This is a genomic window from Marinibaculum pumilum (genome assembly GCF_042646425.1).
Taxonomy (GTDB): domain Bacteria; phylum Pseudomonadota; class Alphaproteobacteria; order Ferrovibrionales; family Ferrovibrionaceae; genus Marinibaculum; species Marinibaculum pumilum.
Window position 1 is genome coordinate 35,646 of sequence record NZ_JBHRTR010000015.1, and the last position, 25,206, is coordinate 60,851.

The 25,206-nt window shown below is 70.0% G+C and carries 21 protein-coding genes; 9 read left to right on the forward strand and 12 right to left on the reverse strand.

Annotated elements, in window-relative coordinates; all coding sequences use genetic code 11:
* Positions 1-128: 128 nt before the first annotated feature.
* The 5 genes from ACFOGJ_RS05055 to ACFOGJ_RS05075 all read right to left on the reverse strand — a co-directional run bounded on the left by ACFOGJ_RS05055 (position 129) and on the right by ACFOGJ_RS05075 (position 5,793).
* Positions 129-1,253, reverse strand: a complete 1,125-nt coding sequence (locus tag ACFOGJ_RS05055) for an acyl-CoA dehydrogenase family protein (RefSeq protein WP_379898627.1) — start codon at positions 1,251-1,253, stop codon at positions 129-131.
* Between the two features lie 16 nt (positions 1,254-1,269).
* Positions 1,270-2,469: an acyl-CoA dehydrogenase family protein gene (locus ACFOGJ_RS05060; protein WP_379898628.1), complete on the reverse strand. Its 1,200-nt coding sequence runs from the start codon at positions 2,467-2,469 to the stop codon at positions 1,270-1,272.
* A gap of 240 nt (positions 2,470-2,709) precedes the next feature.
* Entirely contained in the window at positions 2,710-3,651 is a 942-nt protein-coding gene (locus tag ACFOGJ_RS05065) for an AEC family transporter (protein ID WP_379898629.1), read from the reverse strand.
* Positions 3,652-3,657: 6 nt separating this feature from the next.
* Positions 3,658-5,079, reverse strand: coding sequence for a 2OG-Fe(II) oxygenase family protein (locus ACFOGJ_RS05070; protein ID WP_379898631.1), 1,422 nt, complete (start codon positions 5,077-5,079; stop codon positions 3,658-3,660).
* A gap of 15 nt (positions 5,080-5,094) precedes the next feature.
* The gene (locus ACFOGJ_RS05075; RefSeq protein WP_379898632.1) at positions 5,095-5,793 is read right to left on the reverse strand and encodes a tetratricopeptide repeat protein; all 699 of its coding nucleotides are present in this window, start codon (positions 5,791-5,793) and stop codon (positions 5,095-5,097) included.
* A gap of 145 nt (positions 5,794-5,938) precedes the next feature.
* Between ACFOGJ_RS05075 and ACFOGJ_RS05080 the strand changes: the two genes are divergently transcribed.
* Genes ACFOGJ_RS05080 through parC form a run of 3 tightly spaced genes read left to right on the forward strand, consistent with a single transcriptional unit; the run spans position 5,939 to position 9,865 of the window.
* Entirely contained in the window at positions 5,939-6,781 is an 843-nt protein-coding gene (locus tag ACFOGJ_RS05080; protein ID WP_379898634.1) for an SDR family NAD(P)-dependent oxidoreductase, read from the forward strand.
* Positions 6,782-6,814: 33 nt separating this feature from the next.
* Complete coding sequence (recO, locus tag ACFOGJ_RS05085; protein ID WP_379898635.1) at positions 6,815-7,618, forward strand: DNA repair protein RecO; 804 nt, start codon at positions 6,815-6,817, stop codon at positions 7,616-7,618.
* A gap of 6 nt (positions 7,619-7,624) precedes the next feature.
* Positions 7,625-9,865, forward strand: coding sequence for a DNA topoisomerase IV subunit A (parC, locus tag ACFOGJ_RS05090; protein ID WP_379898636.1), 2,241 nt, complete (start codon positions 7,625-7,627; stop codon positions 9,863-9,865).
* Positions 9,866-10,018: 153 nt separating this feature from the next.
* On the opposite strand, the gene ACFOGJ_RS05095 is transcribed toward parC, so the two are convergent.
* Positions 10,019-10,558 carry a hypothetical protein gene (locus tag ACFOGJ_RS05095; RefSeq protein WP_379898637.1) on the reverse strand — a complete coding sequence of 180 codons (540 nt, stop codon included), beginning with the start codon at positions 10,556-10,558 and terminating at the stop codon, positions 10,019-10,021.
* A 407-nt stretch (positions 10,559-10,965) separates the two neighbouring features.
* On the opposite strand from ACFOGJ_RS05095, the gene ACFOGJ_RS05100 reads away from it, so the two are divergent.
* The gene (locus ACFOGJ_RS05100) at positions 10,966-11,583 is read left to right on the forward strand and encodes a TRAP transporter small permease subunit (RefSeq protein WP_379898639.1); all 618 of its coding nucleotides are present in this window, start codon (positions 10,966-10,968) and stop codon (positions 11,581-11,583) included.
* 15 nt (positions 11,584-11,598) lie between these two features.
* Complete coding sequence (locus ACFOGJ_RS05105) at positions 11,599-13,317, forward strand: TRAP transporter large permease (RefSeq protein WP_379898640.1); 1,719 nt, start codon at positions 11,599-11,601, stop codon at positions 13,315-13,317.
* Between the two features lie 240 nt (positions 13,318-13,557).
* Here ACFOGJ_RS05105 and ACFOGJ_RS05110 read toward each other — a convergent pair whose 3' ends face one another.
* Positions 13,558-14,664 (reverse strand): TRAP transporter substrate-binding protein, encoded by a 1,107-nt coding sequence (locus tag ACFOGJ_RS05110; RefSeq protein ID WP_379898641.1) that lies wholly within the window; start codon positions 14,662-14,664, stop codon positions 13,558-13,560.
* Between the two features lie 274 nt (positions 14,665-14,938).
* Here ACFOGJ_RS05110 and ACFOGJ_RS05115 point away from each other — a divergent pair, with 274 nt between their 5' ends.
* Complete coding sequence (locus ACFOGJ_RS05115; RefSeq protein ID WP_379898642.1) at positions 14,939-16,084, forward strand: acyl-CoA dehydrogenase family protein; 1,146 nt, start codon at positions 14,939-14,941, stop codon at positions 16,082-16,084.
* A gap of 30 nt (positions 16,085-16,114) precedes the next feature.
* Here ACFOGJ_RS05115 and ACFOGJ_RS05120 read toward each other — a convergent pair whose 3' ends face one another.
* Complete coding sequence (locus tag ACFOGJ_RS05120) at positions 16,115-16,834, reverse strand: FadR/GntR family transcriptional regulator (protein ID WP_379898643.1); 720 nt, start codon at positions 16,832-16,834, stop codon at positions 16,115-16,117.
* Between the two features lie 176 nt (positions 16,835-17,010).
* On the opposite strand from ACFOGJ_RS05120, the gene ACFOGJ_RS05125 reads away from it, so the two are divergent.
* From ACFOGJ_RS05125 to ACFOGJ_RS05135, 3 genes are read left to right on the forward strand one after another with little or no spacing between them, the layout of a single operon-like run.
* A complete protein-coding gene (locus tag ACFOGJ_RS05125; protein WP_379898644.1) occupies positions 17,011-19,290 on the forward strand; it encodes an acyl-CoA dehydrogenase family protein in 2,280 nt (759 codons plus the stop codon).
* Positions 19,287-20,486, forward strand: a complete 1,200-nt coding sequence (locus tag ACFOGJ_RS05130) for a CaiB/BaiF CoA transferase family protein (protein WP_379898645.1) — start codon at positions 19,287-19,289, stop codon at positions 20,484-20,486. The genes ACFOGJ_RS05125 and ACFOGJ_RS05130 overlap by 4 nt, the downstream gene beginning before the upstream one ends.
* A 44-nt stretch (positions 20,487-20,530) precedes the next feature.
* Positions 20,531-21,337: an enoyl-CoA hydratase/isomerase family protein gene (locus ACFOGJ_RS05135; protein WP_379898647.1), complete on the forward strand. Its 807-nt coding sequence runs from the start codon at positions 20,531-20,533 to the stop codon at positions 21,335-21,337.
* A gap of 244 nt (positions 21,338-21,581) precedes the next feature.
* On the opposite strand, the gene ACFOGJ_RS05140 is transcribed toward ACFOGJ_RS05135, so the two are convergent.
* The 4 genes from ACFOGJ_RS05140 to motA all read right to left on the reverse strand — a co-directional run bounded on the left by ACFOGJ_RS05140 (position 21,582) and on the right by motA (position 25,098).
* Positions 21,582-22,355 carry an arginyltransferase gene (locus ACFOGJ_RS05140; RefSeq protein ID WP_379898649.1) on the reverse strand — a complete coding sequence of 258 codons (774 nt, stop codon included), beginning with the start codon at positions 22,353-22,355 and terminating at the stop codon, positions 21,582-21,584.
* Positions 22,356-22,643: 288 nt separating this feature from the next.
* Complete coding sequence (locus tag ACFOGJ_RS05145) at positions 22,644-23,099, reverse strand: hypothetical protein (RefSeq protein WP_379898650.1); 456 nt, start codon at positions 23,097-23,099, stop codon at positions 22,644-22,646.
* Positions 23,100-23,101: 2 nt separating this feature from the next.
* Positions 23,102-24,190 carry a flagellar motor protein MotB gene (motB, locus tag ACFOGJ_RS05150; protein ID WP_379898651.1) on the reverse strand — a complete coding sequence of 363 codons (1,089 nt, stop codon included), beginning with the start codon at positions 24,188-24,190 and terminating at the stop codon, positions 23,102-23,104.
* A 47-nt stretch (positions 24,191-24,237) separates the two neighbouring features.
* The gene (gene motA / locus ACFOGJ_RS05155) at positions 24,238-25,098 is read right to left on the reverse strand and encodes a flagellar motor stator protein MotA (RefSeq protein WP_379898652.1); all 861 of its coding nucleotides are present in this window, start codon (positions 25,096-25,098) and stop codon (positions 24,238-24,240) included.
* Between the last annotated feature and the right edge of the window lie 108 nt (positions 25,099-25,206).

Genomic DNA, 25,206 nt, shown 5'->3' on the forward strand with positions numbered 1-25,206 from the left:
GCACTGCCTGCCACGCCGTCCGCCACCGTCGGGGACCCTCCATCACTGCCGCTCCCTATACCCAAGCGCCCCCACAGCAGCAATAGGGGCCGGCAAAAGGGGCGGGCGCGGAGGGGCCCGGACCGGTTTCAGGCGGCAGCGCGGTCCTTGTGAACGCCGGCCTCCAGGATGCGGAGCACCTCCTCCCGCTGCTGCGCGGGATCGCCCAGCAGGGCGGCGTTGCAGCGGGCGCGCTTGTAGAACAGGTGGTTCTTCATCTCCCAGGTGAAGCCGATCGCGCCGAACACCTGGATGTGCCGGTAGGTGGCGTCGCGATAGGCCTCGCTGGCATAGCTCTGCGCCATCGCGGCGGCCAGGGACGCGCGCGCCGGTTCCTCGTCCAGGGTCCAGGCGGCGTAGTGCACCGCCGCGGTGGCGCATTCGGACTGGCCGGCGATCTCCGCCAGCTGGTGCTTGATCGCCTGGAAGGTGCCCAGCGGCCGGCCGAAGGCGATCCGTTCCTGCGCATAGGCGACCGCATCGTCCAGCACCGCCTTCGTGCCGGCCGCGCTCTCCGCCGCCAGCAGCAGGTAGAGCCGGTCGCGCAGCCAGGGCCAGGTCGCCCCGTCGCCGGCGGGCAGCAGCTCCGCCGCCGCAGCCTCCAGGTCCAGCCGGCCGACCTGGCGGGTGATGTCGCGCCAGGCCAGCGCCGTCCGGGTGGCGCCGGCGGCTTCCGGGTCGACCAGGAACCAGCGGATCTCGCCGTCGGCCTGCGCGGCCACGACCACCCGGTCGGCGGCGTCCAGGTCGACGACATACCAGGCGCTGCCGTCCAGCCGGTGCCCGTCCGCCGTCGCGGTGGCGGTCACGCCGGCGCCGATCCGGTTGTCCCGGTCGGCGGCGGCCAGCGCCAGCTTCAGCTCTCCGGCGACCACCTTGCCGAGCAGGGCCTCCTGCTGCGCGGCGCTGCCGGTCTTCAGCAGGGCCCAGGTCCCCGCCAGGGTGCCGAACAGCGGCGCCGGTGCCAGGGTGCGGCCCATCTCTCCCACGATCATCGCCAGGTCCAGGCAGGACATGCCTAGTCCGCCCTGTGCCTCCGGCACGATCAGGGAGGGCCAGCCGAGATCGGCGATCTTCCGCCACAGGCCGTCATAGCCGGCCGCCGCGACGGTTGCGCCCGGCTTCAGAAGCGGGGACAGGTCGACCTCCCGGTCCAGGAAGACGGCGGCGCTGTCGCGCAGCGCCAGATGGTCGTCGCTGAGAGTGAAATCCATGATTCTGTTCTCCGGCTCAGGCGACCTTCGGCCGCTGGCGGCCGGCCTCGTTGAAGGGCAGGGCGGCGGTCGGGTCGGTGTCCCGCGGCAGGCCCAGGATCCGCTCCGCCACCGCGTTCTTCAGGATCTCCTGCGTGCCGACACCCAGGGTCGCGGCCGGCGCGAACCAGTAGGCATAGTCCCAGCTGTCGAACAGGCCGTAATCCTTCTCCGCCAGCGGCAGGTCGTCGGCGCCGTCGATCATGCCGGCCGGCCCGGCACTGCGCTTGGCCAGGTCGCTGAGGCGCTGGCCGTGCGGCGCGGCCATCATCTTTCCCAGATTGCCCTCGAAGCCGGCGGGCTTGCCGTTGATCTTGTTGCTCATGTGCCGGTAGGTCAGCAGCCGCAGCAGCTCGCCCTCGACATAGAGCCGCGCCGCCTGGTCGCGGATCGCCGGATCCCTGATGCGGCCGCTGGCGATCAGTCCGTCGACCAGTTCGCGGGCGGTCGGGCCGCTGCCCCAGACTGCACCCGGCATGGTCATGCCCTGGCGCTCGGTCTGCAGCTGCTCCATCACGATGCGCCAGCCGTCGCCCTCGCTGCCGAGCAGCCGGTCCGCCGGCACCCGGACATCGTCCAGGAAAACCTCGTTATATTCGGGCTCAGCGCCGGTCATATCGGTGATCGGCCGCACCGTGATGCCGGGGCTCTTCATGTCGATCAGGAAGACCGACAGGCCCCTGTGCTTGGGCTTGCCGGCATCGGTGCGGGCGATCAGCACGCCGACCGTGGCCTTGTGCGCCAGCGAGTTCCAGATCTTCTGGCCGCTGATCACGTAATGGTCGCCCTCGCGCCGGGCGGCGGTGCGCAGCGCACCGAGGTCGGAGCCGCCGGACGGCTCGCTGAACAGCATGCACCAGATCTCCTCGCAGGCCAGCGCCGGCGGCAGGAAGCGCTGGCGCTGCGCCTCGGTGCCCCAGGTCAGCAGCGACTGGCCGCACTGGTTCACGCCGATCGGATTGACCAGGTGGGGATGGGTGATGCCGGCCCGGTGCAGCTCCTCGTCGATGATCAGCACCTCTTCCGGCCCGGCGGACAGGCCCCAGGGGGCCGGCCAGTTCGGGGCGGTCAGGCCGCGCCCGGCGAGCTGCGCATAGCTGGCCTTCGGATGCGCCGCTAGCCAGGCGCGGATCTCGATGCGGCGGGGATCGTCCTCGCCGGGCAGGGTGAAGTCCATGCCGTCCTCCCGTGGATCGGCCCGCGGCCAATGGCGGGCCTTTTGGTCGGACCATTGCACCATGAACCGGCAGGTCCGCCAAGAGGGCCGTTGCCGGTTCACCGCCATCGGGAGAAGCGCCGCCGCCGCGCATCGCGCCATGGCCTCGCCCGCATTCCGAATCGATCTACCTGCCGCTGTCCGACGACGGGGCGGTCGTGAACATGCTGCTGGGCCTGACCATTTTCTACTGATGCAGCCCTACAGCAGCAGGTCCAGCATCACCGGCATGGTGGCGAAGGCGGCCACCGTGGTGGCGGTGACCGCGGCGGCCATCGCCTCGGCATCCCCGCCCAGCTGGCGGGCCAGCACATAGGCGGCCGGCGAGGTGGGCAGCACGCCCCACAGGATCGCCGCGGTCAGCGACGGGCCGCTGACCCCGAACAGGATCGCGGTGCCGGCGATCAGCAGCGGGAACAGCACCAGCTTGCCCGCGCAGGCGACGGCCACCGGGCGCAGGCGCTCCAGCAGGCCGTTCGCGGTCAGCGCCGCGCCGACCGCCAGCAGGCCCAGCGGCAGGGCGGCGCGGGCCAGGATGAACAGCACCTCGTCCACCAGCCGCGGCAGCGGCAGCTGCGCCACCTGCATCGCGCCGCCGGCCAGGCAGGCCAGGATCAGCGGGTTGCGCACCACGTCCCAGGCGGTGCGCCGCAGCAGGCCCAGGCGGGAGCCGGCGCTGCCGGCGCGGGCGCCGTAGAGCGACAGGATGGCGACGCAGGCCAGGTTCAGGGTCGGCACCATCACCGCGATGCACAGCGCGAAGGCGGTCACCACCTCGGCGTCGAACAGCGCCGCGGCGGCGGCCAGGCCGACATAGGTGTTGAAGCGGGTGGCGGCCTGGAAGACCGAGGTGAAGGCCGGCCCGTTGCGGGCGACGACCGGGCGCGCCAGCAGCAGGATGACGATCAGGATCGCCAGCGCCGACAGCAGTGCCGCGGCCATCGGCCCGACCTGCACGTCGGTCAGGTTGGCGGTCGAGATGGTGCGGAACAGCAGCGCCGGGAACAGCACGTAGTAGACCAGCCGTTCCGCCGCCGGCCAGAAGCTCTCCCCCGGGAAGCGCAGCCGGCGCATGCCCGCGCCGGCGACGATCACGGCGAAGACGGGGACCAGTGCGACGGCGACGGCGGCCAGGCCGGACAAGGCCGCTCAGCCTCCGCCGCCGGGGGAGAGGTCGTCCACCGGCACCAGGTCGAAGGCGATGCTGATCCGCGGCTGGGTGCCGGCGAAGGGCACGGTCATGTGCCAGGCGAAGGAGGGGAACAGCACCAGCAGGCCGGGCTCCGGGCAGACATAGTCCAGCGCCGGCAGGTGCTGCGCCCGGAAGCGGCTGTGCGGCCGGCCGAGCTCCAGCCAGCCGGTCTTGCCGTTGTCGTCGCGGCGGATTCCCGGCGCGGCGGCATAGTAGACGCCGCTCAGCCATCCCGACGGGTGGTTGTGGCTGTCCTGATGGCCCTGGTCGCGCAGCACGGTGATCCAGGGCACGATCTGCCAGCGCCGCGGGGGATGCGTCAGGAAGGGATGGGCCTGCCCCTGCGCCGTACAGCGGCGCGCGCGATAGTCGGCGCCTGCGGCCTCCATCGCCTGCAGCAAGGCGTCCAGCGCCGGGTCCTCGCCGTAATGCAGCTGCGCGCTCTGCTGGCCCATCATCGTGGTCTTGCCGCTGCGCGCCTCCAGCAGGGTGGGGTGCGACAGGGCGAAGGCGGTCAGCGCCGCATTGTCGATCTGCGGCAGGCGGTGCTGCTCCACCAGCCCCGGATCGGCCAGGGCATGGGCCGCGTCGTGCCGGCCGAGCTCGTCCAGCACGATCACTTTCGTCGCCAGGGCGCGGGTGTGGGCGGGCTTGCGCGCCAGCGCCTCGTCCAGGTCGCCCAGTGCCGCCTCCAGGTCGCCGCAGTCATAGGCGGCCACGGCCAGGTTGCACCAGGCATCGCCGCCGGCGCCCGGCTGCCGCGCGGCCTCTTCCAGCAGCGGCCGTGCCGCATCCGGCTTTTCGGCGTCGATCAGCAGGTTGCCCAGGTTCATCAGCGCCTGCGGATGGCCGGGCGCCAGGCGCAGCGCCTCGCGGAAGGCGCGCTCCGCCTCCTCCAGCCGGTGCTGCTGCTGCAGGGCGAGGCCCAGGCCCAGATGCGCCTCCACCATGCCGGGTGCGCCGTTCAGGGCGGCGCGGAAGGTCACCGCCGCCTGCTTCGGGTCGTCCGCCTTCAGGAACAGATGCGCCAGGTTCATCCGCGCCGGCAGGTTGCCGGGATCCAGCCGCAGCGCCGCCTCGAAGCTCTGCCGCGCGGCGGCATCATGGCCGGCGATGCTCTGCGCATGGCCCAGGTTGAACAGCAGCTGCGGGTCGCGCGGGCGGGCGGCCAGCGCCGCCTCCAGGTCGGCCAGGCCGGCCTCCGCCTCGCCGGCCTGGACGCGGGCGATGCCCAGGATCGCGCGGGCGTCGACCGCCGCCGGGTCGGCCTTCAGCGCCAGCCGCGCCTCCCGGATCGCCGGCTGGAAGGCGCCCTGCTGCAACTGGTCGGCGGCCCGCTTCAGGTGCTTCAGGGCGGTGCGGCCGGCGGGGCGCGCCATCGGCGGGTCCGCCGCTCAGCCGGCCAGCCGCGCCAGGGCGGTCTGCACGCGGTCGTCGTCGGGCGCCAGCTCGCGGGCGGCGAGGTACCAGTTGCGCGCGCCCTCGGTATTGCCCATCGCCGCGGCGATATCGCCCAGGCCCAGCAGCACGCTGACATCCTCGGGCGCCAGGTGGTTCGCCGTCTGCAGTGCGGCATAGGCGGCATGGGCGTCGCCCAGGCGGAAATGGGCGAAGGCCATGGCGCTGTGCAGCGGCGCGATGTCGGGCCGGACCTCGATCGCCTGCTGCAGCACATTCAGCGCTTCTGCCGCGCGGCCCTGGCCCAGCAGCATGTCGGCCAGATTGCCCATCGCCTCGAAATGCGCCGGGTTGGCGGCAATCGCCAGGCGCCAGGCCGCCTCGGCGCCGGGCAGGTCGCCGCGCATCGCCAGCACGTTGGCATGGTTGAACTGCACCTGCGCATCGTCCGGCAGCTGCGCGGCGGCAAAGGACAGCCGCTCATGCGCCGCTTCCATGTCGCCGGTCATCGCCGCCAGGGTGCCGTACAGGCCGACCCCCTGCGGGTGGTAGGGCGCCAGGTCGAAGACCCGCAGGATCGCCGCCTCCGCCGCGCCCAGATCGCCGCTGCCCAGATGGCTGCGGGCCTGGTTCAGCAGGTCGGCGACTTCGCCGCCGTCCGGGTTGCCGCCGGATGCGTCCGTTTCCTCGCTCACAGATACACTCCCTGCCGTCCCGCTGTCCGGGCCCGGCCGCTTGTCAGTCCCTCAGGTTCCCGTCATAGGGGGCCGGGGCGCAATGCGCCAGCCTGCCGCATCCGGACGGACCGGTGGCGGGCAACCATCCGGGAGGAGGAAGCATATGGGACGTCTGCAGGACAAGGTGGCGCTGGTCACCGGCGGGACCAGCGGCATCGGCCAGCGCACGGTGGCGCTGTTCGCGGCCGAGGGTGCGAAGGTCGTGTTCACCGGCCGCCGCGCGAAGCTGGGCGAGGAGGTGGCGGCGGCGATCCGCGCCGAAACCGGCGGCGAGGTCCGCTTCGTCCCCGGCGACATGACCGTCGAGGCGGAGGTGAAGGGCGCCGTCGAGGCCGCGACCGGCCACTACGGCCGGCTGGACGTTCTGTTCAACAATGCCGGCGCCCCGGCGCCGGGCGGCGGCATCGAGGACATTCCCTGGGACGGTTTCCAGCGGGCGATGGACAATCTGGTGGGCAGCGTGATGCTGGGCATGAAGCATGCCGCGCCGGTGATGCGGAAGCAGGGTGCCGGCAGCATCATCAACAATGGCAGCGTGGCCGCCAGCCGCGCCGGCTATTCCTCCTCCATCATCTACGGCGCGGCGAAGGCGGCGGTGGTCCACCTGACGAAATGCGTGGCGATGGAGCTGGGCGAGGAAGGGGTGCGGGTGAACGCCGTCTCCCCCGGCGGCATCGCCACCGGCATCTTCGGCAAGGCCGCCGGCATGGCGTCGGAGCAGGCGGAGGGCACGGCGGAGCCGGTGCGCAAGGCGCTGGCCGGCATGCAGCCGATCCGCCGCGCCGGCATCACCGACGACATCGCCTATGCCGCGCTGTTCCTGGCCAGCGACGAATCGACCTTCGTCAATGCGCATGAGCTGGTCGTCGATGGCGGCCTGATCGCCGGCCGGCAATGGACGCCGATGCAGGAAGGCATGAAGGCGATGCGGTCGCTGTTCGGCTGACTGCCCGCAGCACCGTTTGAGGGGGCCGGGGCGATGGAGTGGCATGACCGCGGTCTCGTCCTGTCCCGGCGCCCCTATGGCGACAGCGGCGCGGTCGTCAGCCTGCTGACGGCGGAACATGGCCGCCATGCCGGCCTGCTGCGCGGCGCGCGCAGCGCCCGCGGCATCGATGTTGGCGCCCGGGTCGACGCGGTCTGGCGGGCCCGGCTGGCGGAGCATCTGGGCAACTGGCGGCTGGAACCGGTCGGCGCGCCGGCGGGGCCGCTGCTGCGCGACCGGCTGGCGCTGGCCGCCCTGGTTTCCGCCTGCGCCGTGGCGGATGCCGCCCTGCCGGAGCGGGAACCGCATCCGGACCTGTTCGCCGCCACCGAGGCTTTGTTCGACGTGATCGCGGAGCGCCCGCCCGGCTGGCCCGCCGTGCTGGTGCGCTGGGAACTGGGCCTGCTGCAGAGCCTGGGCTACGGCCTGGCGCTCGACCGCTGCGCCGTCACGGGGGAGGGCGGTGCGGGCCCGTCCGGCGGCCTGACCCATGTTTCACCGCGGACCGGCCGGGCGGTCAGCGCGGCCGCCGCCGCACCCTACCGGGAGCGCCTGCTGGCGCTGCCGCGATTCCTGAGGCTCGGCCAGGGGCCGCTCGATTCGGCACCGCAGCCGGCGGAGGTCGTGCAGGGCCTGGACCTGACAGGGCATTTCCTGGAGCGCCGGTTGTTCGGGGCCGGCGGCCGGGGAATCCCGGCCGCGCGGGCACAATTCGTCACCCGCTGCCGCCGGCTGGCGGCGGGCGGCGAGGACAGCCTGTCGCGGCCCCCTGCGGACGGGCCGGAAGGTGATATATAGCGGGCCATGAACAAGCCCATCGGACCGGGCGACTTCCCGGAGAACATCCGTCCCGCCCCGCTCGCCGACGCGCTGAGCGAGCGCTATCTGGCCTATGCCCTGTCGACGATCATGTCGCGGTCGCTGCCGGACGTGCGCGACGGGCTGAAGCCGGTGCAGCGGCGGATCCTCTTTGCCATGCGGCAGCTGCGGCTGAGCCCGCAGACCGGCTTCAAGAAATGTGCCCGCGTGGTCGGCGACGTGGTCGGCAAGTACCACCCGCATGGCGACCAGGCGGTTTACGACACCCTGGTGCGGCTGGCGCAGCTGTTCGCGCAGCGATACCCGCTGGTCGACGGGCAGGGCAATTTCGGCAATGTCGACGGCGATAACGCCGCCGCCATGCGGTACACCGAGGCGCGGCTGACCGCCATCGCCGAGCTGCTGCTGGAAGGCATCGACGCCGACACGGTCGACTTCCAGCCCAATTATGACGGCGAGGAGGAGGAGCCGGTCGTCCTGCCGGCCGCCTTCCCGAACCTGCTGGCGAACGGCTCCACCGGCATCGCCGTCGGCATGGCCACCTCGATCCCGCCGCACAACGCCCTGGAGCTGGTCGACGGGCTGCTGCACCTGGTGAAGCATCCGGGCGCGTCGGTGGAGAAGCTGCAGGAGCTGATCCCGGGCCCGGACTTCCCGACCGGCGGCGTGCTGGTGGAGCCGGCCGCCGGCATCCGCGAGGCCTATGAGAGCGGCCGCGGCTCGTTCCGCCTGCGCGCCCGCTGGGAGAAGGAGGAGATTGGCCGCGGCCAGTTCCGCGTGATCGTGACCGAGGTGCCCTACCAGGTCGCCAAGGGCCGGCTGATCGAGCGCATCGCCGAGCTGCTGGCGGAGCGCAAACTGCCGCTGCTGGGCGATATCCGCGACGAGTCGGCGGAGGATGTCCGCATCGTCCTGGAGCCGCGCAGCCGCACCGTCGATCCCGACGTGATGATGGAAAGCCTGTTCCGCGCCACCGACCTGGAGACGCGGATCTCGCTTAACCTGAACGTGCTGGTCGGCGGCCGGGTGCCGAAGGTGCTGGGCCTGCGGGAGGCGCTGCAGGAATTCCTGAACCACCGGCTGGAGGTGCTGGAACGCCGCAGCCGGCACCGGCTGGCGAAGATCGAGGAACGGCTGCACATCCTCGACGGCCTGCTGATCGCCTACCTGAACATCGACGAACTGCTGCGCATCATCCGCTTCGAGGACGAGCCGAAGGCGGAGATGATGCGCCGCTTCGAGCTGACCGAGACGCAGGCCGACGCGATCCTGAACATGCGGCTGCGCGCCCTCCACAAGCTGGAGGAGCTGGAGATCAAGCGCGAGCATGAGGGCCTGTCGGAAGAGGCGTCCGGCCTGCGCGCCCTGCTCGACGACGAGGACCTGCGCTGGAAGCGGATCTCCGAGGAACTGCGCGAACTGAAGAAGAAGATCGCCGCCGATCCGGTGCTGGGACCGCGGCGCACCTCGGTCGCCGAGGCGCCGAGGGTGTCGGAAGTGCCGCTGGAGGCGATGATCGAGCGCGAGCCGATCACCGTGATCTGTTCCGAGAAGGGCTGGATCCGCGCCGTGAAGGGCCATGTCGCCGCCGACACGGTCACCTCCTTCAAGGAGGGCGACCGGCTGCGCTTCCTGCTGCATGCGGAGACGACCGACAAGCTGATCGTGTTCGGCGAGCAGGGGCGGGCCTATACCATCCCCTGCGACCGGCTGCCGCGCGGCCGCGGCCATGGCGAGCCGCTGCGCCTGATCGTGGAGATGGCGAAGGAGGACGAGGCGCTGACCATCTTCGTCCACCGCGAAGGCGAGAAGCGGCTGGTGGTGGCGACCGACGGCCGCGGCTTCGTCGCGCCGGCCGAGGCGATGGTCGGTCAGACCCGCAACGGCAAGGTCGTGCTGACCCCGGGGCAGGGGGCGAAGACCGCGCTCTGCATCCCGGCCGCCGGCGACACGGTCGCGGTGATCGGCGACAACCGCAAGCTGCTGGTCTTCCCGCTGTCGGAAGTGCCGGAGATGGCGCGCGGCCGCGGCGTGATCCTGCAGCGCTACAAGGATGGCGGCATCGCCGACGCCAAGGTCTTCGACCGCGAGAACGGCCTGACCTGGTCGGATTCCTCAGGCCGCACCCGCACCGAGCCCGACCTGCTGCCCTGGGAAGGCGCCCGCGCTTCCGCCGGCCGCATGGCGCCCCGCGGCTTCAACCGCAGCGGGCGGTTCGACGGGTAGGCCCACTCGACCAGCCTCCCTGCCGCCGTCGTTCCATGGCTTGACCATGGAACCCATTCCGCCGGCCTTGCAGTACCGCACCGCTTGCGGAATGGGTCCCCGCCTCAAGGGCGGGGACGAGGGCATAGTGCAGCGCCGATCCGCCGGCGCCCCTCAGTGCGCCCTGTACAGGGTCAGCGCCGCCTGCTGGCAGAGCTTCAGCACCAGGTTCGGATTCGTCCAGAGCGAGGCGGACGGCGCCGGATCGAAGCTGAGCGGCGCATAGCGGCGGCCGCTCTTGCCGTCGCGGCTCGCCGTGCAGTCGATCCCGCCCCGATAGCCGCCGCCCAGCGGTTGCGGCGTGCCGGTCATGAAGTGCTGCATGCCGACGGAAACCGTGCAGTCGACCTGCAGCACGCCGCTGTGGGACCGCCCCCGCGCGGACACGGACGCCTGGCGCGGGGCGAGTGAATAGGTCGTCTCCCTGGCGTCGACCGAGCGGCCGGGCGCGGAGAGCTGGAAGGTCATGGCCGGCGTGACGTTGACCGGCCGCTGCAGGTCGGCCGGACAGGTCACCTGCTGCGCTTCCGCCGTGCCGGCGGTCCCGGCGACCGCCAGCAGGACGGGCACCGCCAGAACCCTGGCCAGCGCGCCGGCGCGGTCGCCCGCCTTGCCGGTGGCCTGTGCGACGGTGTTCTCTGCGGTGATCGGCATCTCGGTCCCTCCTGTCGTTCCGTTCTCCTCGACGCCATCGATCCTGGCGGCCGATTGGTGGCCGAATGTGAACGGATTCGGGCATCTTTGCGGCATTTGGGGCGGCATTCGGTCCCGGCGGGCCGAGCGCCGCAGCAGGAGCGCGCCGCGGCGACGGCGGCTGCGACCCCTTGGAAAACATGCTAGAACCCCCGGCAAGCAATCAATCAAGAGGCCCGGGAGGCTTTCAAACATGACAGGACCCAGCAGGGGCAGTGCGTCTTGTGCGCGTCCGGCCGACCGGCCATTGGACCGCGCCTTTTCTGTCCGGGCCCTTCCCGCGATATCCCGTTCCTGATCCCGCGGCGGCGGCGTGCCCGGCGGCGCGCCATCCGTCCCGCCGCGGCGATCCATCTGGTGCGTTTCCGATGTTCGACACGATCTATCAATGGCTTGTGCCGCTGGTCCTGCTGGCGGTCGCGGTGCTGGCCGTCCTGTTCGCCGCCTTCACCGGCTTCGCAGAGGGCCTGATCCGGGTCGTCGATGCCATCAACGAAGGGATCGGCCGTGCGGTGAGCTGGCTGACCCTGGGCACGGTGGTGGTCTGCTTCGTGGTGGTCGCGCTGCGCTACGGCTTCAGCACCGGCTGGGTCTGGATGCAGGACATCTATGTCTGGTTCCACGCCGCGGTCTTCATGCTGGGCGCCGGCTATACCCTGAAAGCCGGCGGCCATGTGCGGGTCGACCTGATCTATGCCCGGCTCAGCGACCGGCGCCGGGCCTGGGTCGACATCTTCGGCAGCTTCGTCCTGATGACCCCCTACCTGGTGGTGATGGGGGCTTCCAGCCTGCCGTTCACCCTGTCGTCCTGGTCGATCCTGGAGCATTCGCTGCAGCCGGATGGCCTGCCGGGCTTCTTCATCATCAAATCCGTCCTCGTGCTCTACGTCCTGCTCCTGGCGATCCAGGCGCTGGCGCTGCTGGCACGGTCCGTCCTGGTGCTGCGCGGGCTGACCAGCTACGCGCCGACGGCGATGACCCACTAGGCGGCGGAGGCGTTCATGGATCCCGTGGTCCTTGGCGAGACTCTCGCCGTCCTGATGTTCCTGGGCACCATCGGCATGGTGCTCGTCGGCTTCCCCGTCGCCTTCACCCTGGCCGGTACGGCGATCATCTTCGCCGCCATCGGCAGCGGCCTCGGCGTCTTCGACTTCAGCTATTTCCACGCCCTGCCCAACCGCGTCTTCGGCATCATGATCAACGAGGTGCTGGTCGCGGTGCCGCTGTTCATCTTCATGGGCATGATGCTGGAGCGGTCGCGGATCGCGGAATCGCTGCTGACCACCATGGGCGAGCTGTTCGGCCCGCTGCGTGGCGGGCTCGGCATCTCGGTGATCCTGGTGGGCACCCTGCTGGCCGCCTCCACCGGCATCGTCGGCGCCACGGTCGTCACAATGGGCCTGCTCTCGCTGCCGGCGATGATGCGTGCCGGCTACGACCCGAAGCTGGCCGCCGGCGTGATCTGCGCCTCCGGCACCCTGGGCCAGATCATCCCGCCGTCGACCGTGCTGATCTTCATGGGCGACATGCTGCAGGCCTCCAACCAGGCGGCCCACAATTCGGTCGGCGACCTGACGCCGGAGCCGGTCTCCATCGGCGACCTGTTCGCCGGCGCGGTCTTCCCCGGCCTGGTGCTGGTCGGGCTCTATATCCTGTGGGTGGTCTACAAGGCGATCACCGAGCCTTCCAGCTGCCCGCCGGTGGACGCGCCGAAGGACGACCAGCGGCATCTGGCCTGGCGGGTGCTGGTGGCGCTGCTGCCGCCGCTGATCCTGATCGTGCTGGTGCTCGGCTCGATCCTGTCGGGCACCGCCTCGGCGACGGAAAGCGCCAGTGTCGGCGCCATCGGCGCCATGATCCTGGCGGCGCTGCGCCGGCAGTTCACCCTGCGCATCCTGCTGGATGTGATGCGCAGCACGATGACCATCACCTCCATGGTGTTCATCATCCTGGCCGGTGCCTCGGTCTTCAGCCTGGTGTTCCGCGGCCTGGGCGGCGAGCATCTGGTGGCGGAGGTGCTGGCCGACTTGCCGGGCGGCATGATCGGCGCGGTGATCGCCGTGATGGCGGTGATGTTCGTCCTCGGCTTCTTCCTGGACACGTTCGAGATCATTTTCGTCGTCGTGCCGATCACGGCGGCGGCGCTGATCGTGCTGGGGGTCAATCCGATCTGGCTCGGCGTCATGATCGGTATGAACCTGCAGACGTCGTTCCTGACGCCGCCCTTCGGTTTCGCGCTGTTCTACCTGCGCGGCGTGGCATCGAAGACAGTCTCGACGATCCAGATCTATCGCGGCGCGGTGCCGTTCGTGGGCCTGCAGATCGTTGGCATGGTGATCCTCTGGTTCCTGCCGGGCCTGGCGACCTGGCTGCCCGACCAGATCTACAACAACGGCGTGCCGCGGACCTACCTGGCCGACCGCGATACCAGCGGCACCGGCGATGGCGCGGGCCAGTACGAGCGGTCCGACGAACCGTTCGAACTGCCGATCGACAATAACAGCGTGTTCGAGCTGGGCGACGAGGGGGGCGGCGGCATGTTCGGCGAGCCCGATGGCGGCAATGCCTTCGACGATCCGACGAACATGTTCAACGATGCCCCGGCCGGCGAAGCTGACGGCGAGAGCGGCGGCGGCGGCAGCGCCTTCGACGATCCGACCAACATGTTCAACGATCCGCCGGCCGACAGTGATGGCGGCGGAGACGGGCAGCAGCAGTAGGACAGTAGGACCGCGCCCGCGGGCCGGCATGCGTTGCCGCCGGCCGCTGGGGGCGAATGCGCTGCCGGCCCAAGGATGCGGTGGATCTGCGCGGCGCGGTGACCTGATCCCGTTCGCTATGGGCCTCCGGGCGGACGACCCCGAACAGAAAGCGGCCGCAGGCTTGATGCCTGCGGCCGCCATTCCATCCGCCGTGATGGCGGATCGGCTCCGTCCGTGCCGGGGCGCGGACGGTGCCGGTCAGCCCCGCGGGAACTTGAACGGCAGGAGCCGTGCGTTCGCGAAGCCCTGGGAGGATATGCGCGTCCACTGCGCCAGCTCCCAGCGGGCCTTCAGGAACGAGCTGGTGATCTTCGACACCATCGGGTCGGAGCTGGCCAGCATCTCTTCCATCAGTTCGCCGGCCGCGGCGCCCTGGGCCTCCAGCACGTCGCGCGGCATCCGCTCCAGCTTCACTTCGTGCTTCTGGATCAGCTCCTGCAGGGCCGGGCCGGAACGGGCGTCGAACTCCGCCAGCATGTTGACGTTTTCCTGCGCGGCGGCGGCCTGGATGGCGGCCTGCAGGAACGGCGTCAGCCCGTCCCACTTCTCCTTGTTGATCATCAGCTCCAGGGTCGGGCCCGGCTCATGGAAGCCCGGCCAGTAGTAGTACTTGGCGACCTGGTAGAAGCCCATGGAGAGGTCGTTGTAGGGGCCGACCCATTCGGTGGCGTCGATATTGCCGGACTGCAGGTTGGTGAAGATCTCGCCGCCGGGCAGCAGCACGTTGGTGACGCCGAGCTTGCCCATCACGATGCCGCCCTGGCCGGGGATGCGCATCTTCAGGCCCTTCAGGTCCGCCACCGACTTGATCGGCTTGCGGAACCAGCCGGCCATCTGGGTGCCGGTATTGCCGGCCGGCATCGCCTTCAGGTTGAAGCCGGCATAGAGCTCGTCCCACAGGGCCTGGCCGTCACCCCAGTACATCCAGGCATTCATCTCGTGCGGCAGCATGCCGAACGGCACCGTGCAGAAGAAGGCGCAGCCCGGGCTCTTGCCCAGATGGTAGTAGGATGCGTCATGGCCCAGTTCGGCCGTGCCGTCGGACACCGCGTCGAAGCAGCCCAGTGCCGGCACCAGTTCGCCGCCGGCATAGACCTTCACCTTGATCTTGCCCTCGGTCAGCTTCTCGATGCTTTCGGCGCAGCGCTGCGCACCGGTGCCGAGCCCCGGCAGGCCCTTCGGCCAGCTCGTGACCATGCGCCATTCCATGACGCCCTGGCTGATCGCCGGTGCCGGAAAGGCGGCGGCGGCAGCCGCTGCGGCGCCGGCGGCGGCCGAGCCGGTCAGAAAGTTACGCCGTTTCATTGGAAACCTCCCATAGGTATTCGCTGGTCTTTCCCTGTGATCTGCCTGACCGCGGCGGACGGTTGTTTTGACGCCTGTCCCCCAGCGGCGGCCGGCCGCCCGCCGAAGCGGTGGCCTTGGGCGAAATCTACAGGAGATTTCGGTCGATGCACACCATCGCAAGGGCCGCGGCGGCAGGGCGGGGGCGACTTCCCATGGCCGGGCCGGCGGGCCGAATTGACTGCCCAGAGTCATGACCGTAAAAAGGTCAGACCATTTGGAGAGGGCCGGTCCGATGTCCGATGTCGATAGCGAGGAGATGCAGCTGTTCCGCGAGTCCGTGCGGCGGATGGTGGCGCGCGAAGTGGCGCCGATCGCCGCCCGGATCGACGAGGAGGACGAGTTCCCGCGCGAAATCCTCGACATCTTCGGCGATATGGGATTGCTGCAAATCCTGGTGCCGGAATCCTATGGCGGTCCGGGCGGCACGATCACCATGTCCTGCGTCGCCAAGGAAGAGGTCGCGAAGCATTCCCTGGCCCTGTCCGGCCTGGTCGGCGGCACCTCGATCGGCTGTGTGCTGCCGCTGCTGCACTACGGGACCGAGGCGCAGCGCCAGCGCTACCTGCCGGAGATCGCGAAGGGCCGCACGATGACCGCGGTGGCGATCACCGAGCCCCATACCGGCTCCGACGTGTCCGGCATCCGCACCACGGCGCGGCGCGACGGCGACGACTACGTGATCAACGGCCAGAAGGTGTTCATCACCGGCGGCGACCTGGCGACCTATGTCATGGTCTTCGCCCGCACTTCGGAGGGAAAGGGGCATGACGGGATCTCCTCGATCCTGGTGCCGACCGCCTCGAAGGGCTTCAGCGTCGGCCGGGCGCCGAAGAAGATGGGCTATAACGGCGTGCACAGCGTGGAGCTGTTCTTCGACGACCTGCGCGTGCCGGCAGAGAACCTGGTGGGCGAGGAGGGCCGCGGCTTCCGCCACGCGATGGGGATCCTGAACCTGAACCGGCCGACCGTCGCCGCCGCCTCCGTGGGGCTGGCGCAGGGCGCGCTCGACGCCGCCCTGGCCTATGCCAAGGAGCGGGTGCAGTTCGGCCAGCCGATCGCCTCCTTCCAGGCGGTGCAGCTGATGCTGGCGGAGATGGAGATCCAGATCCAGGCGGGGCGGGCGCTGACCTACAAGGTGACGCAGATCGCCGACAGCGGCGACATGGAGCGGCTGCCGATGATGGCCTCGATCGCCAAGACCTTCTGCTCCGACATGGCGATGAAGGTGACCACCGATGCCGTCCAGGTGCTGGGTGGCCACGGCTATCTGCGCGACCATCCGGTGGAACGCCACATGCGCGACGCTAAGCTGCTGCAGATCTACGAGGGCACCAACCAGATCCAGCGCCTGACCATCGCCCGGGCCCTGACCAGGTGACATCGCGACCGGCTGCGCCGGCGCAGCCGGCTATCTGCCCTCCCACAGTGCGCGGTGGGTGCGGCGCAGGTGCCGGCGCAGTTCCTCCATCGCCTTCTGGGCGTTCCGGGCCTGCAGATGCTTCAGGAAGCGCCGGCGGGAGGCGAGCAGGTCGCTGGCGGGCACCCTCTGCTGCGGCGAAAGCAGCAGCGTGTATTCCAGCAGGATGCGGGCCAGGGAATCGTTCAGGTAGATAATCGCCGTGTTGTGGCTGCATTCGCCCAGCAGGTGATAGAAGCCGTAGGCGAGGTGGGGCCGCTGCGCGGTCTCGCCGGCGCGGATCGCCGCTTCCAGGGTCGCGACGTTCGCGGCCAGCGCGGCCAGGTCCGCATCGGTCGCCCGCTCGCAGACCATCGGCAGCATGCCCTCGTACAGCGCGATCCGCGCCTCCGTCAGGTCCGACAGCGAGATCGCGCCCAGATGGATCAGGTCCTGGATCACCTCCGACATCCGGTCGGGCGTTCCCTCCCGGATGAAGGCGCCGCCCTTGATGCCCTTCACCATGTGGACCACGCCGGCGACTTCCAGGCTGCGCAGCGCCTCCCGGATCGCGCTGCGGCTGACATTCAGCTGGCTGGCCAGCAGCCGCTCCGCCGGCAGCTTGTCGCCGGGACGCAGCTCGCCGCTGGCCAGCTTCGCGCGGATCTGCTGGCACACCATCTCGAAGGTGCGGTGGGTCTGGACCGGATCGAAGCGGACTTCCTGCTGCATCGGCTCCATCGCGTGAATCGGTCCGCCGGCCGGCGGCCTGCCGAAGATGCCATTCGCGAACCGCGCTGCCCAGGACCATGTTGCCGTGCGGTGCTTGTGACGGCACATCGCCTTTGCTAAAAGGTCAGACCATTAAGGCATTAGATCGCACGGATCCGCAAGGCCGGGAGGAAGCGATGCAGGCAGAGGCTGCTGCCGGAAACCGCGACGCGACGGACGACGCCGCGCCGGGCGCAGATGAGCGCGCGATGCTGCGCGAGGCCCTGCGCGGCTTCCTGGCGCGGGCCTGGGTCCGGCCGGAAAATGCCGACAGGGTCGGCGATCCCGCCGCAATTGCGGAAATCTGGCGCGGCCTGTGCGGCCAGGGCCTGGCTGGGTTGGGCCGCGACCGGGCCGAGGGCGGACTTGCGGAGATCCTGGTCGCGATGGAGGAACTGGGCCGCGCCGCCTGTCGTGCGCCGCTGCCTGCCGCGGTCGTCGCCAATCTCGCGGCCGCCGGGGGGCAGGAGAGCGGCGCGGCTTTCTCCGCCTTCCTGGACGCGATGCAGAGCGGGCGGGCTCTGCCGGCTCTGGCCTTCGGTCCGCAGGATCTGGATCGCGATCGCGGCCGGCTGGCGGTTGCGGAGGGTACCGCGACCGGCGAGCTGCGACATGTCGAGGCGGGCGAATGCGCGACGCATCTGCTGTTCGCGGACGGGCAGGGCGATGCGCTGCTGCTGGCGGATGCCGCCGCCCCGGGGGTCGAGCGGCTGCCGGCCCGCGCGATGGGGGTCGGCGGACAGGCGCATCTGCGGCTGCAGCAGGTGCCGGTGCAGCGTCTGGCGCTGCCGCCGGGCCGCCTGGCCGAACTGCAGGAGGTGCACCGGCTCTGCCTCGCCGCCCGCGCCCTGGGTGCCGTGGATGCCGGCTTCGGCATGGCGGTCGACTGGGCGAAGGAGCGCCGCCAGTTCGGCAGACCGATCGGCAGCTTCCAGGCGGTGCAGCACAAGCTGGCCGACAATCTGATGATCCTGGAGGCGGCGCGCCTGTCGCTGGCGAATGCCGCCGCCTGCCACGATCGCGGCGATGCGGCCTGGCGCAGCTTCGGCGCCGCTTCCTTCGCCTTTGCCGCCGACCGCCTGCGCAAGGCGGCGCTGGAGAACCACCATGCCATGGGCGCGGTCGGCTATGCCGAGGCCCATGCCCTGCCCAGCCTGACCAAGTTCGCCCATCTGGACCTGGTGGCCCATGGCGGCCTGCGCCGGGCGCGCGAGGAACTGGCGGCGCGCTACCTGGCGCCGGATGCCGCCGGGCTGCCGGAACACGATCTGGGCGCGGACGGCAATGCCTTCCGGCAGGAGGTGCGTGCCTGGCTGCAGGACCATTGGGTTGGCGCCCGCAAGGCGGCATTCGATGCGCGCCCGTTCCACGAGCGCGAATACGATCCCGGTTTCGCTCGCGACCTGGGCCGCACCGGCTGGATCGCACTGGGCTGGCCGAAGGCGTTCGGCGGGCAGGCACGCAGCCCGCTGGAACAGCTGGCCTTCGTCGAGGAGATGGAGCGGGTGGAGGCACCGCGCACCGGGGCGGCGGTGCAGGCGGCGATGCTGATGGTCTCCGGCACGCCGGAACAGCAGGCCGAACTGCTGCCGGCCATCGCCCGCGGCGAAGCGGTCTACGGCATGGGCTATAGCGAGCCGGAGGCGGGCTCCGACCTGGCCTCCCTGCGCACCCGGGCGGAACGCGACGGCGATGATTGGGTGATCAACGGCCAGAAGATCTGGACCACCACCTATTGGGGCGACTTCATGCTGCTGGCGACCCGCACCGACCCCGATGCGGAGCCGCGCCATGCCGGCATCACCATGTTCCTGGTGCCGATGGACAGTCCCGGCATCACCGTCAAGCCGATGAAGACGATGTACGACGGCACCTTCGCCAATATCTTCTACGACGATGTCCGGGTGCCGGACAGCGCCCGGGTGGGAGAGGTGAATGGCGGCTGGAGGGTGCTGACCGGCGCGCTGTCGTCGGAGCGCAGCATCGTCAGCGCCGGCATCATCGCCAAGGTGGCGCATGACTTCGACATCTTCTGCGCCTGGCTGCGGGCGGAGGATGGGGCTGCGCTGGCCGGCGATCCCTGGGTCCGCGACCGGATCGGCGACCTGGCCGCGCAGATCGAGGCCTGCCGCCTGCTGAGCCTGCGCTGCGTCGAACTGACGGATGCCCAGGTCACGCCGCCGCATTATGCGGCCATGGTGAAGGTGCAGGCCGGCGAGCTGATGGAGCGTTTCGGCGAGACCGCGCTGGACATCGCCGGCCGCGCGGCCACCCTATCGGAGGATTGCCCCGGCGCCATGCTGCGGGGCCGCATCGAGCAGAAGCTGAGGCATTCCCTGATGTGGGTGATTTCCATCGGCACCAACGAGATCCAGCGCACCCTGATCGCCACCCGCGGCCTGGGGCTGCCGCGGTGAGCGCCGCGTCGCAGGCGGAGACCGAGAAGCCGCTGGCCGGCATCCGGGTGGCCGACTTCACCGCGATGCTGGCCGGCCCGCACTGCACCCGCCTGCTGGCCGATTGCGGCGCGGAGGTGATCAAGGTGGAGGCGCCGAAGGGCGGCGACCATATCCGCCACACCGCGCCGCTGCGCGATGGCACCAGCGCCTATTTCGGCCATCTGAACTGCGGCAAGCGCAGCCTGGCGGTGGACCTGAAGGCGCCGCGCGGCCTGGCCGTGGCGCGCGACCTGATCGCCACCTGCGACGTGCTGGTGGAAAATACCCGCCCCGGCGTGATGAAGCGGCTGGGGCTGGACCATGCCAGCCTGGCGCCGGCGATGCCGGGCCTCGTCTACTGCTCGATCTCCGGCTTCGGCCAGGCCGGGCCGCGGGCGGAGGAACCCGCCTATGCCATGGCGATCCATGCGCTCAGCGGCTTCGACATGACCAACCTGCACTACCAGGCCGACCAGGACCGGCCGGCGAACAGCGGCACCTTCGTCGCCGACTTCCTGGCCGGCGCCTATGCCTTCGGCGCGATCCAGACCGCCTTGCTGGCCCGCAGCCGGACCGGGCGCGGACAGAATGTCGACCTGGCGCTGATGGACGCGATGCTGGGCATGCTGGCCTATGAATGCCAGGAGGCGCAGTTTCCGCAGGCGGTGAAGCGGCCGGTCTACGGCCCGCTGCGCACCCGCGACGGCTTCGTCATCGTCGCCATCGTCAGCCAGAAGAATTTCGAGCAACTGGCCGATGCGCTGGACCATCCGGAATGGAAGACCGACCCGCGCTTCCGCGACGTCGCCGGCCGGCGCGACAACTGGCATGCCTTCATGGCGGGCGTGGAAGCGTGGACCCTTGCCCATGCCGCGGCGGACTGCGAGACGCGTCTGATGGCGGCCGGCATTCCCTGCGCCCGCTACCAGAGCGTGGCGGAGGCGATGCGCGACCCGCAGGTGGCGGCGCGCGGCCTGTTCGTCGAGGCGCGGGATGCCGGCGGCAGCTTCCTGGCGCCGCAGCCGCCGTTCCGATTTGCCGACGGCACTGTCGGGCTGTCGCCGCAGGTGCCCGCACTGGGCGCCGACGGCGGCCATGTGCTGCGGGAAATCCTCGGCTATGCCGAGGACGAGATCGCGGCGCTGCGCGACGCTGGCATCGTCGCCGGCCTCTGACCGGCGCAAGACACGACATACCGTAGAGAAGGGAAGAGCAGGGGATGGATTACTCGCACTACCAGTGCCTGGAGATCGTGGTCGAGAACAAGCTGGCCACCGTGACCTTCAACCGGCCGGAACAGGGCAACTCGATCAACCACCAGTTCCATATCGAGCTGATCCAGGTCTGGCAGGACATGATGGAGGATGGCGAGGTGAACGCCATCCTGCTGGCCGCCAAGGGCAAGTATTTCTGCGTCGGCGGCGACGTGAAGGGAATGGCGGAGCGGCCGATGGGCGATGTCCGCGGCGAGAACGACAAGATCCTCTGGCCCGGCCTGAGCCGCCACATGCTGAACGCCATGCTGGAATGCGAGAAGCCGATCGTCTGCGCGATCCACGGCGACTGCATCGGCCTGGGCGCGACGGTGGCCTTGTTCACCGACATCACGGTGGCGTCGGAGACCGCCCGCATCGCCGACCCGCATGTGAAGATCGGCCTGGTCGCCGGCGATGGCGGCGCGGTGATCTGGCCGCTGCTGGTCGGCCCGAACCGGGCGAAGGAATACCTGATGCGCGGCAACCGCCTGAACGGGCGGGAGGCGGAGCGGATCGGCCTGGTCAACCATGCGGTGCCGGCCGACGAGGTGCCGAAGCTGGCACGGGAGATTGCGCAGGAACTGGCCGACGGCCCGACCTGGGCGATCCGCGGCACCAAGTATTCGGTCAACAAGTGGCTGAAGGACCAGCTGAACACCATCCTGGACGCCTCCACCGCGATGGAGATGGTGACCTTCCACACCGAGGACCATCGCGAGGCGGTGCGCGCTTTCGCCGAGAAGCGCAAGCCGAAGTTCGTGGGGTATTGACGGGAGGTCTGGCCCCCACTCTGCCGTTGCCCTCGGCCACCGAGCCGAGGGCGGGGACGGGCGATTGCAGGGAGGTGCAGGGCGTGGCTCCCTGTCCGTCATCCTCGCCCTTGAGGCGAGGATCCATTCCGCAAGCGGTGAGGCGCCGCGGGCCCTGCGGAATGGATTTCATGGTCAAGCCATGAAATGACGACCTTGGGGGTATCGCCCGGCTCGGAGGCCCGGTTGTGCTCGGAGGATCGGCCTATTCCGCAGCGTCTGGCAGGCCTGTCGGATCATCGCCTGCCGGGGCCTCGTCGCTCTCGAGGCGGTACCAGCCCTCGGCCCCTAGCGCCTCCAGCGGCGCGAAGCGGCGCTTGTAGGCCATCTTGCGGCTCTCGGCGATCCAGTAGCCCAGATAAACATGGGGCAGGCCCAGGCGCAGTGCCTCCATCACGTGCCACAGGATGACGAAGTTGCCGGGACTGGCCCGGTCGCTCGTCGGGTCGAAGAAGGAATAGACCAGGGAGAAACCGTCGGACATCCGGTCGACCAGGCAGACCGCATAGAGGCTGCCATCGGGCTCGCGGAACTCCGTCAGTTCGGTATCGACCGGCGTCTCCTCCACCATCGCGCGGTAGTCGGAGAAATCCATGTCCGCCATGCCCCCGTCGGAATGGCGGCCGACGATGTAGCGGCGGAACAGCAGGAAATGCTCGCGCGTCGCCTCCGGCACGCAGGACCGCGCGACGATGTCGCGATGGCGGTTCACGATGCGGCGCTGGCTGCGGCTCATCGCCAGGTCGCGGACCGGGATCCGCACCGGCACGCAGGCGGTGCAATTGTCGCAGGCGGGTCGATAGGCCAGGTCCTGACTGCGCCGGAAGCCGGCCAGCGACAGGGCCTCGTGCAGGGCGTTGGGATTGCTGCCGGTCAGCAGGGTGACCACCTTGCGTTCCAGCCGGCCCGCGATGTAGGGGCAGGGTGTCGGTGGCGTCGCGAAGAAGTGGCGGAGCGGAATTTGGGTCCGATGTTTCATCTGTCCTGTCCCGATCCGCGCCTTCCCATCCGGTCCCCTGCGGCCGTCCGGCCGGCCGCCGGCTTCCCAAGTCCTGTCCCCGTCGCCGGGTTCCCGGCTGATCGCGCTCCGGGTCCGGGAACTAGGACCGGGTCCGGGAACAATGGCCCTCGCGTCCGGCTGAGCGGCCGGAAAGCTTGCTGACGCATCCGTCTTGTGGGCCGCCTGACGCCAGACTGCCAGCCTGTGGCAGGAAGCTTAACGCATCTTTGCGTAACGGAGAAAGAGCGTCTTGCGCCCCTTCGCGCCTCAGGAGCAGGGGACCGGTGCGCTTCCCGGCCTGGCCTCTCCGACGGCAGCGGCCCAGGCCTTGCCGAGGGCCTCTCCCGCCACCAGGCAGGCCGGGGCGGGGGCGGTCGACCGCCCGCTGCCATCGCCCAAACGACTGTCGCCGCCGCCGGTAATCGCTGCCTGCACCTCCGCCATGCATTCGGTGGCCTCATCGCTGCCCGGCCGGCAGGAGATGCTGATCCGGGCGTCGATGCCGGGAAGCTCGGGTGCGGCCGGCACCTGATAGCGGATCGGGCTGTCCCCGGTCCCCGGCCCGGCGCCGCTGTCGCGCAAGGTCACCTTGCCCAGGCCGATGCAGGTGCAGTCCTGGCCCTGCGCCTCCGCCCGCTGCATGGCAGGTGCCGCCAGCATCATCGCCAGCCAGAGAGCCGCGACCGCAGGCACCCGCCCGCGAAGAGATGGCAGACGCCGCATGGTCAGCGGCCCGGCAGGCGGAACTGCGTCCCGCCGGTATCGGACTGGCCGCCATTGCCGGCGCCCCCATTGCCGCCGCCACCGTTCACCGCATCGCTGCCGCCGGGGCCCCCGCGCTGCAGCCGCGGCGGCAGCACGTCGCCTTTCGGTCGCGGCGGCGGTTCGGCCGATCCGGCGCTGCTGGCCGCGAGCAGGTCCTTGTCGCGCAGCAGGACCATGGAGATCCGGCGGTTGGAGGGGTTTTCGGGATCGTTGGCGATCAGCGGTTCCTTGTCGGCGCGGCCGCGCACCTCCTCGACCCGGTCGGCGGGGATGCCGTCCGCGATCAGGGCGCGGCGGGTGGCGTTGGCCCTGTCCGACGACAGCTCCCAATTGCCGTAGGTGCCGTTGCCGCCACGGAACGGCGTGGCATCGGTATGGCCGGAGATCGACAGGTCGTTGGGCAGGTCCCGTACCGCTTTCGCGACAAGGTCGATCAGCTCCTGCGCCTTGGGGGAGAGCGCGGCGCTGCCGGCGGCGAACATGCTTTCCTGCGCCTGGTCGACAAGCTGGATCCGCAGCCCTTCCGGCGTGTTGTCGATCAGCAGATGGCGCGACAGGTCGGCCAGGTCGGGATTGTCCTGGATCGCCTGGCGCAGCTGCTCCTCCGCCTGCTTGAAGGCCTGCTGCTCGCGTTCCTCCAGCTCCTTCTGGATCTGCTCCTCGGTCGCCTTGGCCCCGAGCATCTTGTCGTCCGGGGCATCCGGATCCTCGCCCTCCTTGCCGCCCTTTGTCGGCTCCGGCGGGCGGATCGACAAGACGACGGCGGGGCTGCCGGTGGAGGTGGAGATCCGGGCGCCTTCCGGCGCCAGGGTGGTGCCGCCCAGGACGCCGCCGGAGCCGGAGGTCGACTGGCTGGTGCTGGCCGGCGCGAAATAGTCGGCGATGCCCAGCCGCTGTTCGTCGGTGGTGACGTTCAGCAGCCAGAGCAGCAGGAAGAAGGCCATCATCGCCGTCACGAAGTCGGCATAGGCGACCTTCCAGGCGCCGCCATGATGGCCGCCATGGCCGGCAACCTTCTTCTTCTTGACGATGATCGGGTCGCCCTGCATCCCAATCCCTCGAACGCGTGGTTACCAGGGGCCGTCGGCCCCGCCCGTCAGACCGGCTGCAACTCGCCGGTCGCCTCTTCGACTTCCTGGAAGGTCGGCCGCACATTGCTGTTCAGGGCCTTGCGCGCGAACTCCACAGACACTGCCGGTGCATAGCCCTGCAGATGCGCAAGCAGTCCGGCCTTGATCGCGACGTAGTAGCGATGCTCGTCGTCGAATGTGGCCTGCATGGCGCTCGCAACCGGCCCGATGAAGCCGTAGGACAGCCAGACCCCGAGGAAGGTGCCGACCAGTGCGCCGCCGATCAGGTGGCCCAGCACTTCCGGCGGCTCGGTGATCGCGCCCATGGTCTTGATGATGCCGAGCACGGCGGCGACGATGCCCAGCGCCGGCATGCCGTCGGACATCGTCTGCATGGCGCCGGAAACCCGCGCATATTCGGCGTGGTGGGTCTCCAGTTCCTCGTCGATCAGGGTTTCCAGTTCGTGCGGGTTCTCCGTGCCCAGGGTGAGCATGCGCAGGTAGTCGCACAGGAAGACCACCGCATGATGGTCCTTCTGAAAGCCCGGGAACTGCTGGAAGAGGGCGCTTTCCTCCGGGTTTTCGATGTGGGTCTCCAGCGCCAGCATGCCCTTCGACTTGGCCAGCTTGAAGACGCTGAACAGCAGGCAGAGCAGTTCGACATAGTCGGCCTGCTTGTAGCGCGACCCCTTCATGGCCGCGCCGAAGCCCTTGCCGATCTTTTTCAGCACCGAACCGGGCTGCGCGATGATCATGGCACCGATGGCGGAGCCGACGATGATGACCACCTCGAACGGCTGCCATAGCACGCCGACCTTGCCGCCCATCGCGACATAGCCGCCGATCGTGCAGCCGATCACCATGATCACGCCGATAATCAGTTTCATTGCTGCAGGACACCCACTGCTTCAGACCCCCGCAGGCCTGTTCCCAAACCCCAACCGATACAGTCCCGCGGCAGGCGCGGCCGCTTCCGGCACTCGCTGCGCGCGGCC

What these genes read in the sequence shown, in the direction of transcription:
- ACFOGJ_RS05055 (WP_379898627.1), bottom strand. Translation starts at nt 1,253, where the DNA reads ATGGATTTCACTCTCAGCGACGACCATCTGGCGCTGCGCGACAGCGCC.
- ACFOGJ_RS05060 (WP_379898628.1), bottom strand. Translation starts at nt 2,469, where the DNA reads ATGGACTTCACCCTGCCCGGCGAGGACGATCCCCGCCGCATCGAGATC.
- ACFOGJ_RS05070 (WP_379898631.1), bottom strand. Translation starts at nt 5,079, where the DNA reads ATGGCGCGCCCCGCCGGCCGCACCGCCCTGAAGCACCTGAAGCGGGCC.
- ACFOGJ_RS05080 (WP_379898634.1), top strand. Translation starts at nt 5,939, where the DNA reads ATGGGACGTCTGCAGGACAAGGTGGCGCTGGTCACCGGCGGGACCAGC.
- recO (WP_379898635.1), top strand. Translation starts at nt 6,815, where the DNA reads ATGGAGTGGCATGACCGCGGTCTCGTCCTGTCCCGGCGCCCCTATGGC.
- parC (WP_379898636.1), top strand. Translation starts at nt 7,625, where the DNA reads ATGAACAAGCCCATCGGACCGGGCGACTTCCCGGAGAACATCCGTCCC.
- ACFOGJ_RS05095 (WP_379898637.1), bottom strand. Translation starts at nt 10,558, where the DNA reads ATGCCGATCACCGCAGAGAACACCGTCGCACAGGCCACCGGCAAGGCG.
- ACFOGJ_RS05100 (WP_379898639.1), top strand. Translation starts at nt 10,966, where the DNA reads ATGTTCGACACGATCTATCAATGGCTTGTGCCGCTGGTCCTGCTGGCG.
- ACFOGJ_RS05105 (WP_379898640.1), top strand. Translation starts at nt 11,599, where the DNA reads ATGGATCCCGTGGTCCTTGGCGAGACTCTCGCCGTCCTGATGTTCCTG.
- ACFOGJ_RS05110 (WP_379898641.1), bottom strand. Translation starts at nt 14,664, where the DNA reads ATGAAACGGCGTAACTTTCTGACCGGCTCGGCCGCCGCCGGCGCCGCA.
- ACFOGJ_RS05115 (WP_379898642.1), top strand. Translation starts at nt 14,939, where the DNA reads ATGTCCGATGTCGATAGCGAGGAGATGCAGCTGTTCCGCGAGTCCGTG.
- ACFOGJ_RS05120 (WP_379898643.1), bottom strand. Translation starts at nt 16,834, where the DNA reads ATGCAGCAGGAAGTCCGCTTCGATCCGGTCCAGACCCACCGCACCTTC.
- ACFOGJ_RS05125 (WP_379898644.1), top strand. Translation starts at nt 17,011, where the DNA reads ATGCAGGCAGAGGCTGCTGCCGGAAACCGCGACGCGACGGACGACGCC.
- ACFOGJ_RS05135 (WP_379898647.1), top strand. Translation starts at nt 20,531, where the DNA reads ATGGATTACTCGCACTACCAGTGCCTGGAGATCGTGGTCGAGAACAAG.
- ACFOGJ_RS05140 (WP_379898649.1), bottom strand. Translation starts at nt 22,355, where the DNA reads ATGAAACATCGGACCCAAATTCCGCTCCGCCACTTCTTCGCGACGCCA.
- ACFOGJ_RS05145 (WP_379898650.1), bottom strand. Translation starts at nt 23,099, where the DNA reads ATGCGGCGTCTGCCATCTCTTCGCGGGCGGGTGCCTGCGGTCGCGGCT.
- motB (WP_379898651.1), bottom strand. Translation starts at nt 24,190, where the DNA reads ATGCAGGGCGACCCGATCATCGTCAAGAAGAAGAAGGTTGCCGGCCAT.
- motA (WP_379898652.1), bottom strand. Translation starts at nt 25,098, where the DNA reads ATGAAACTGATTATCGGCGTGATCATGGTGATCGGCTGCACGATCGGC.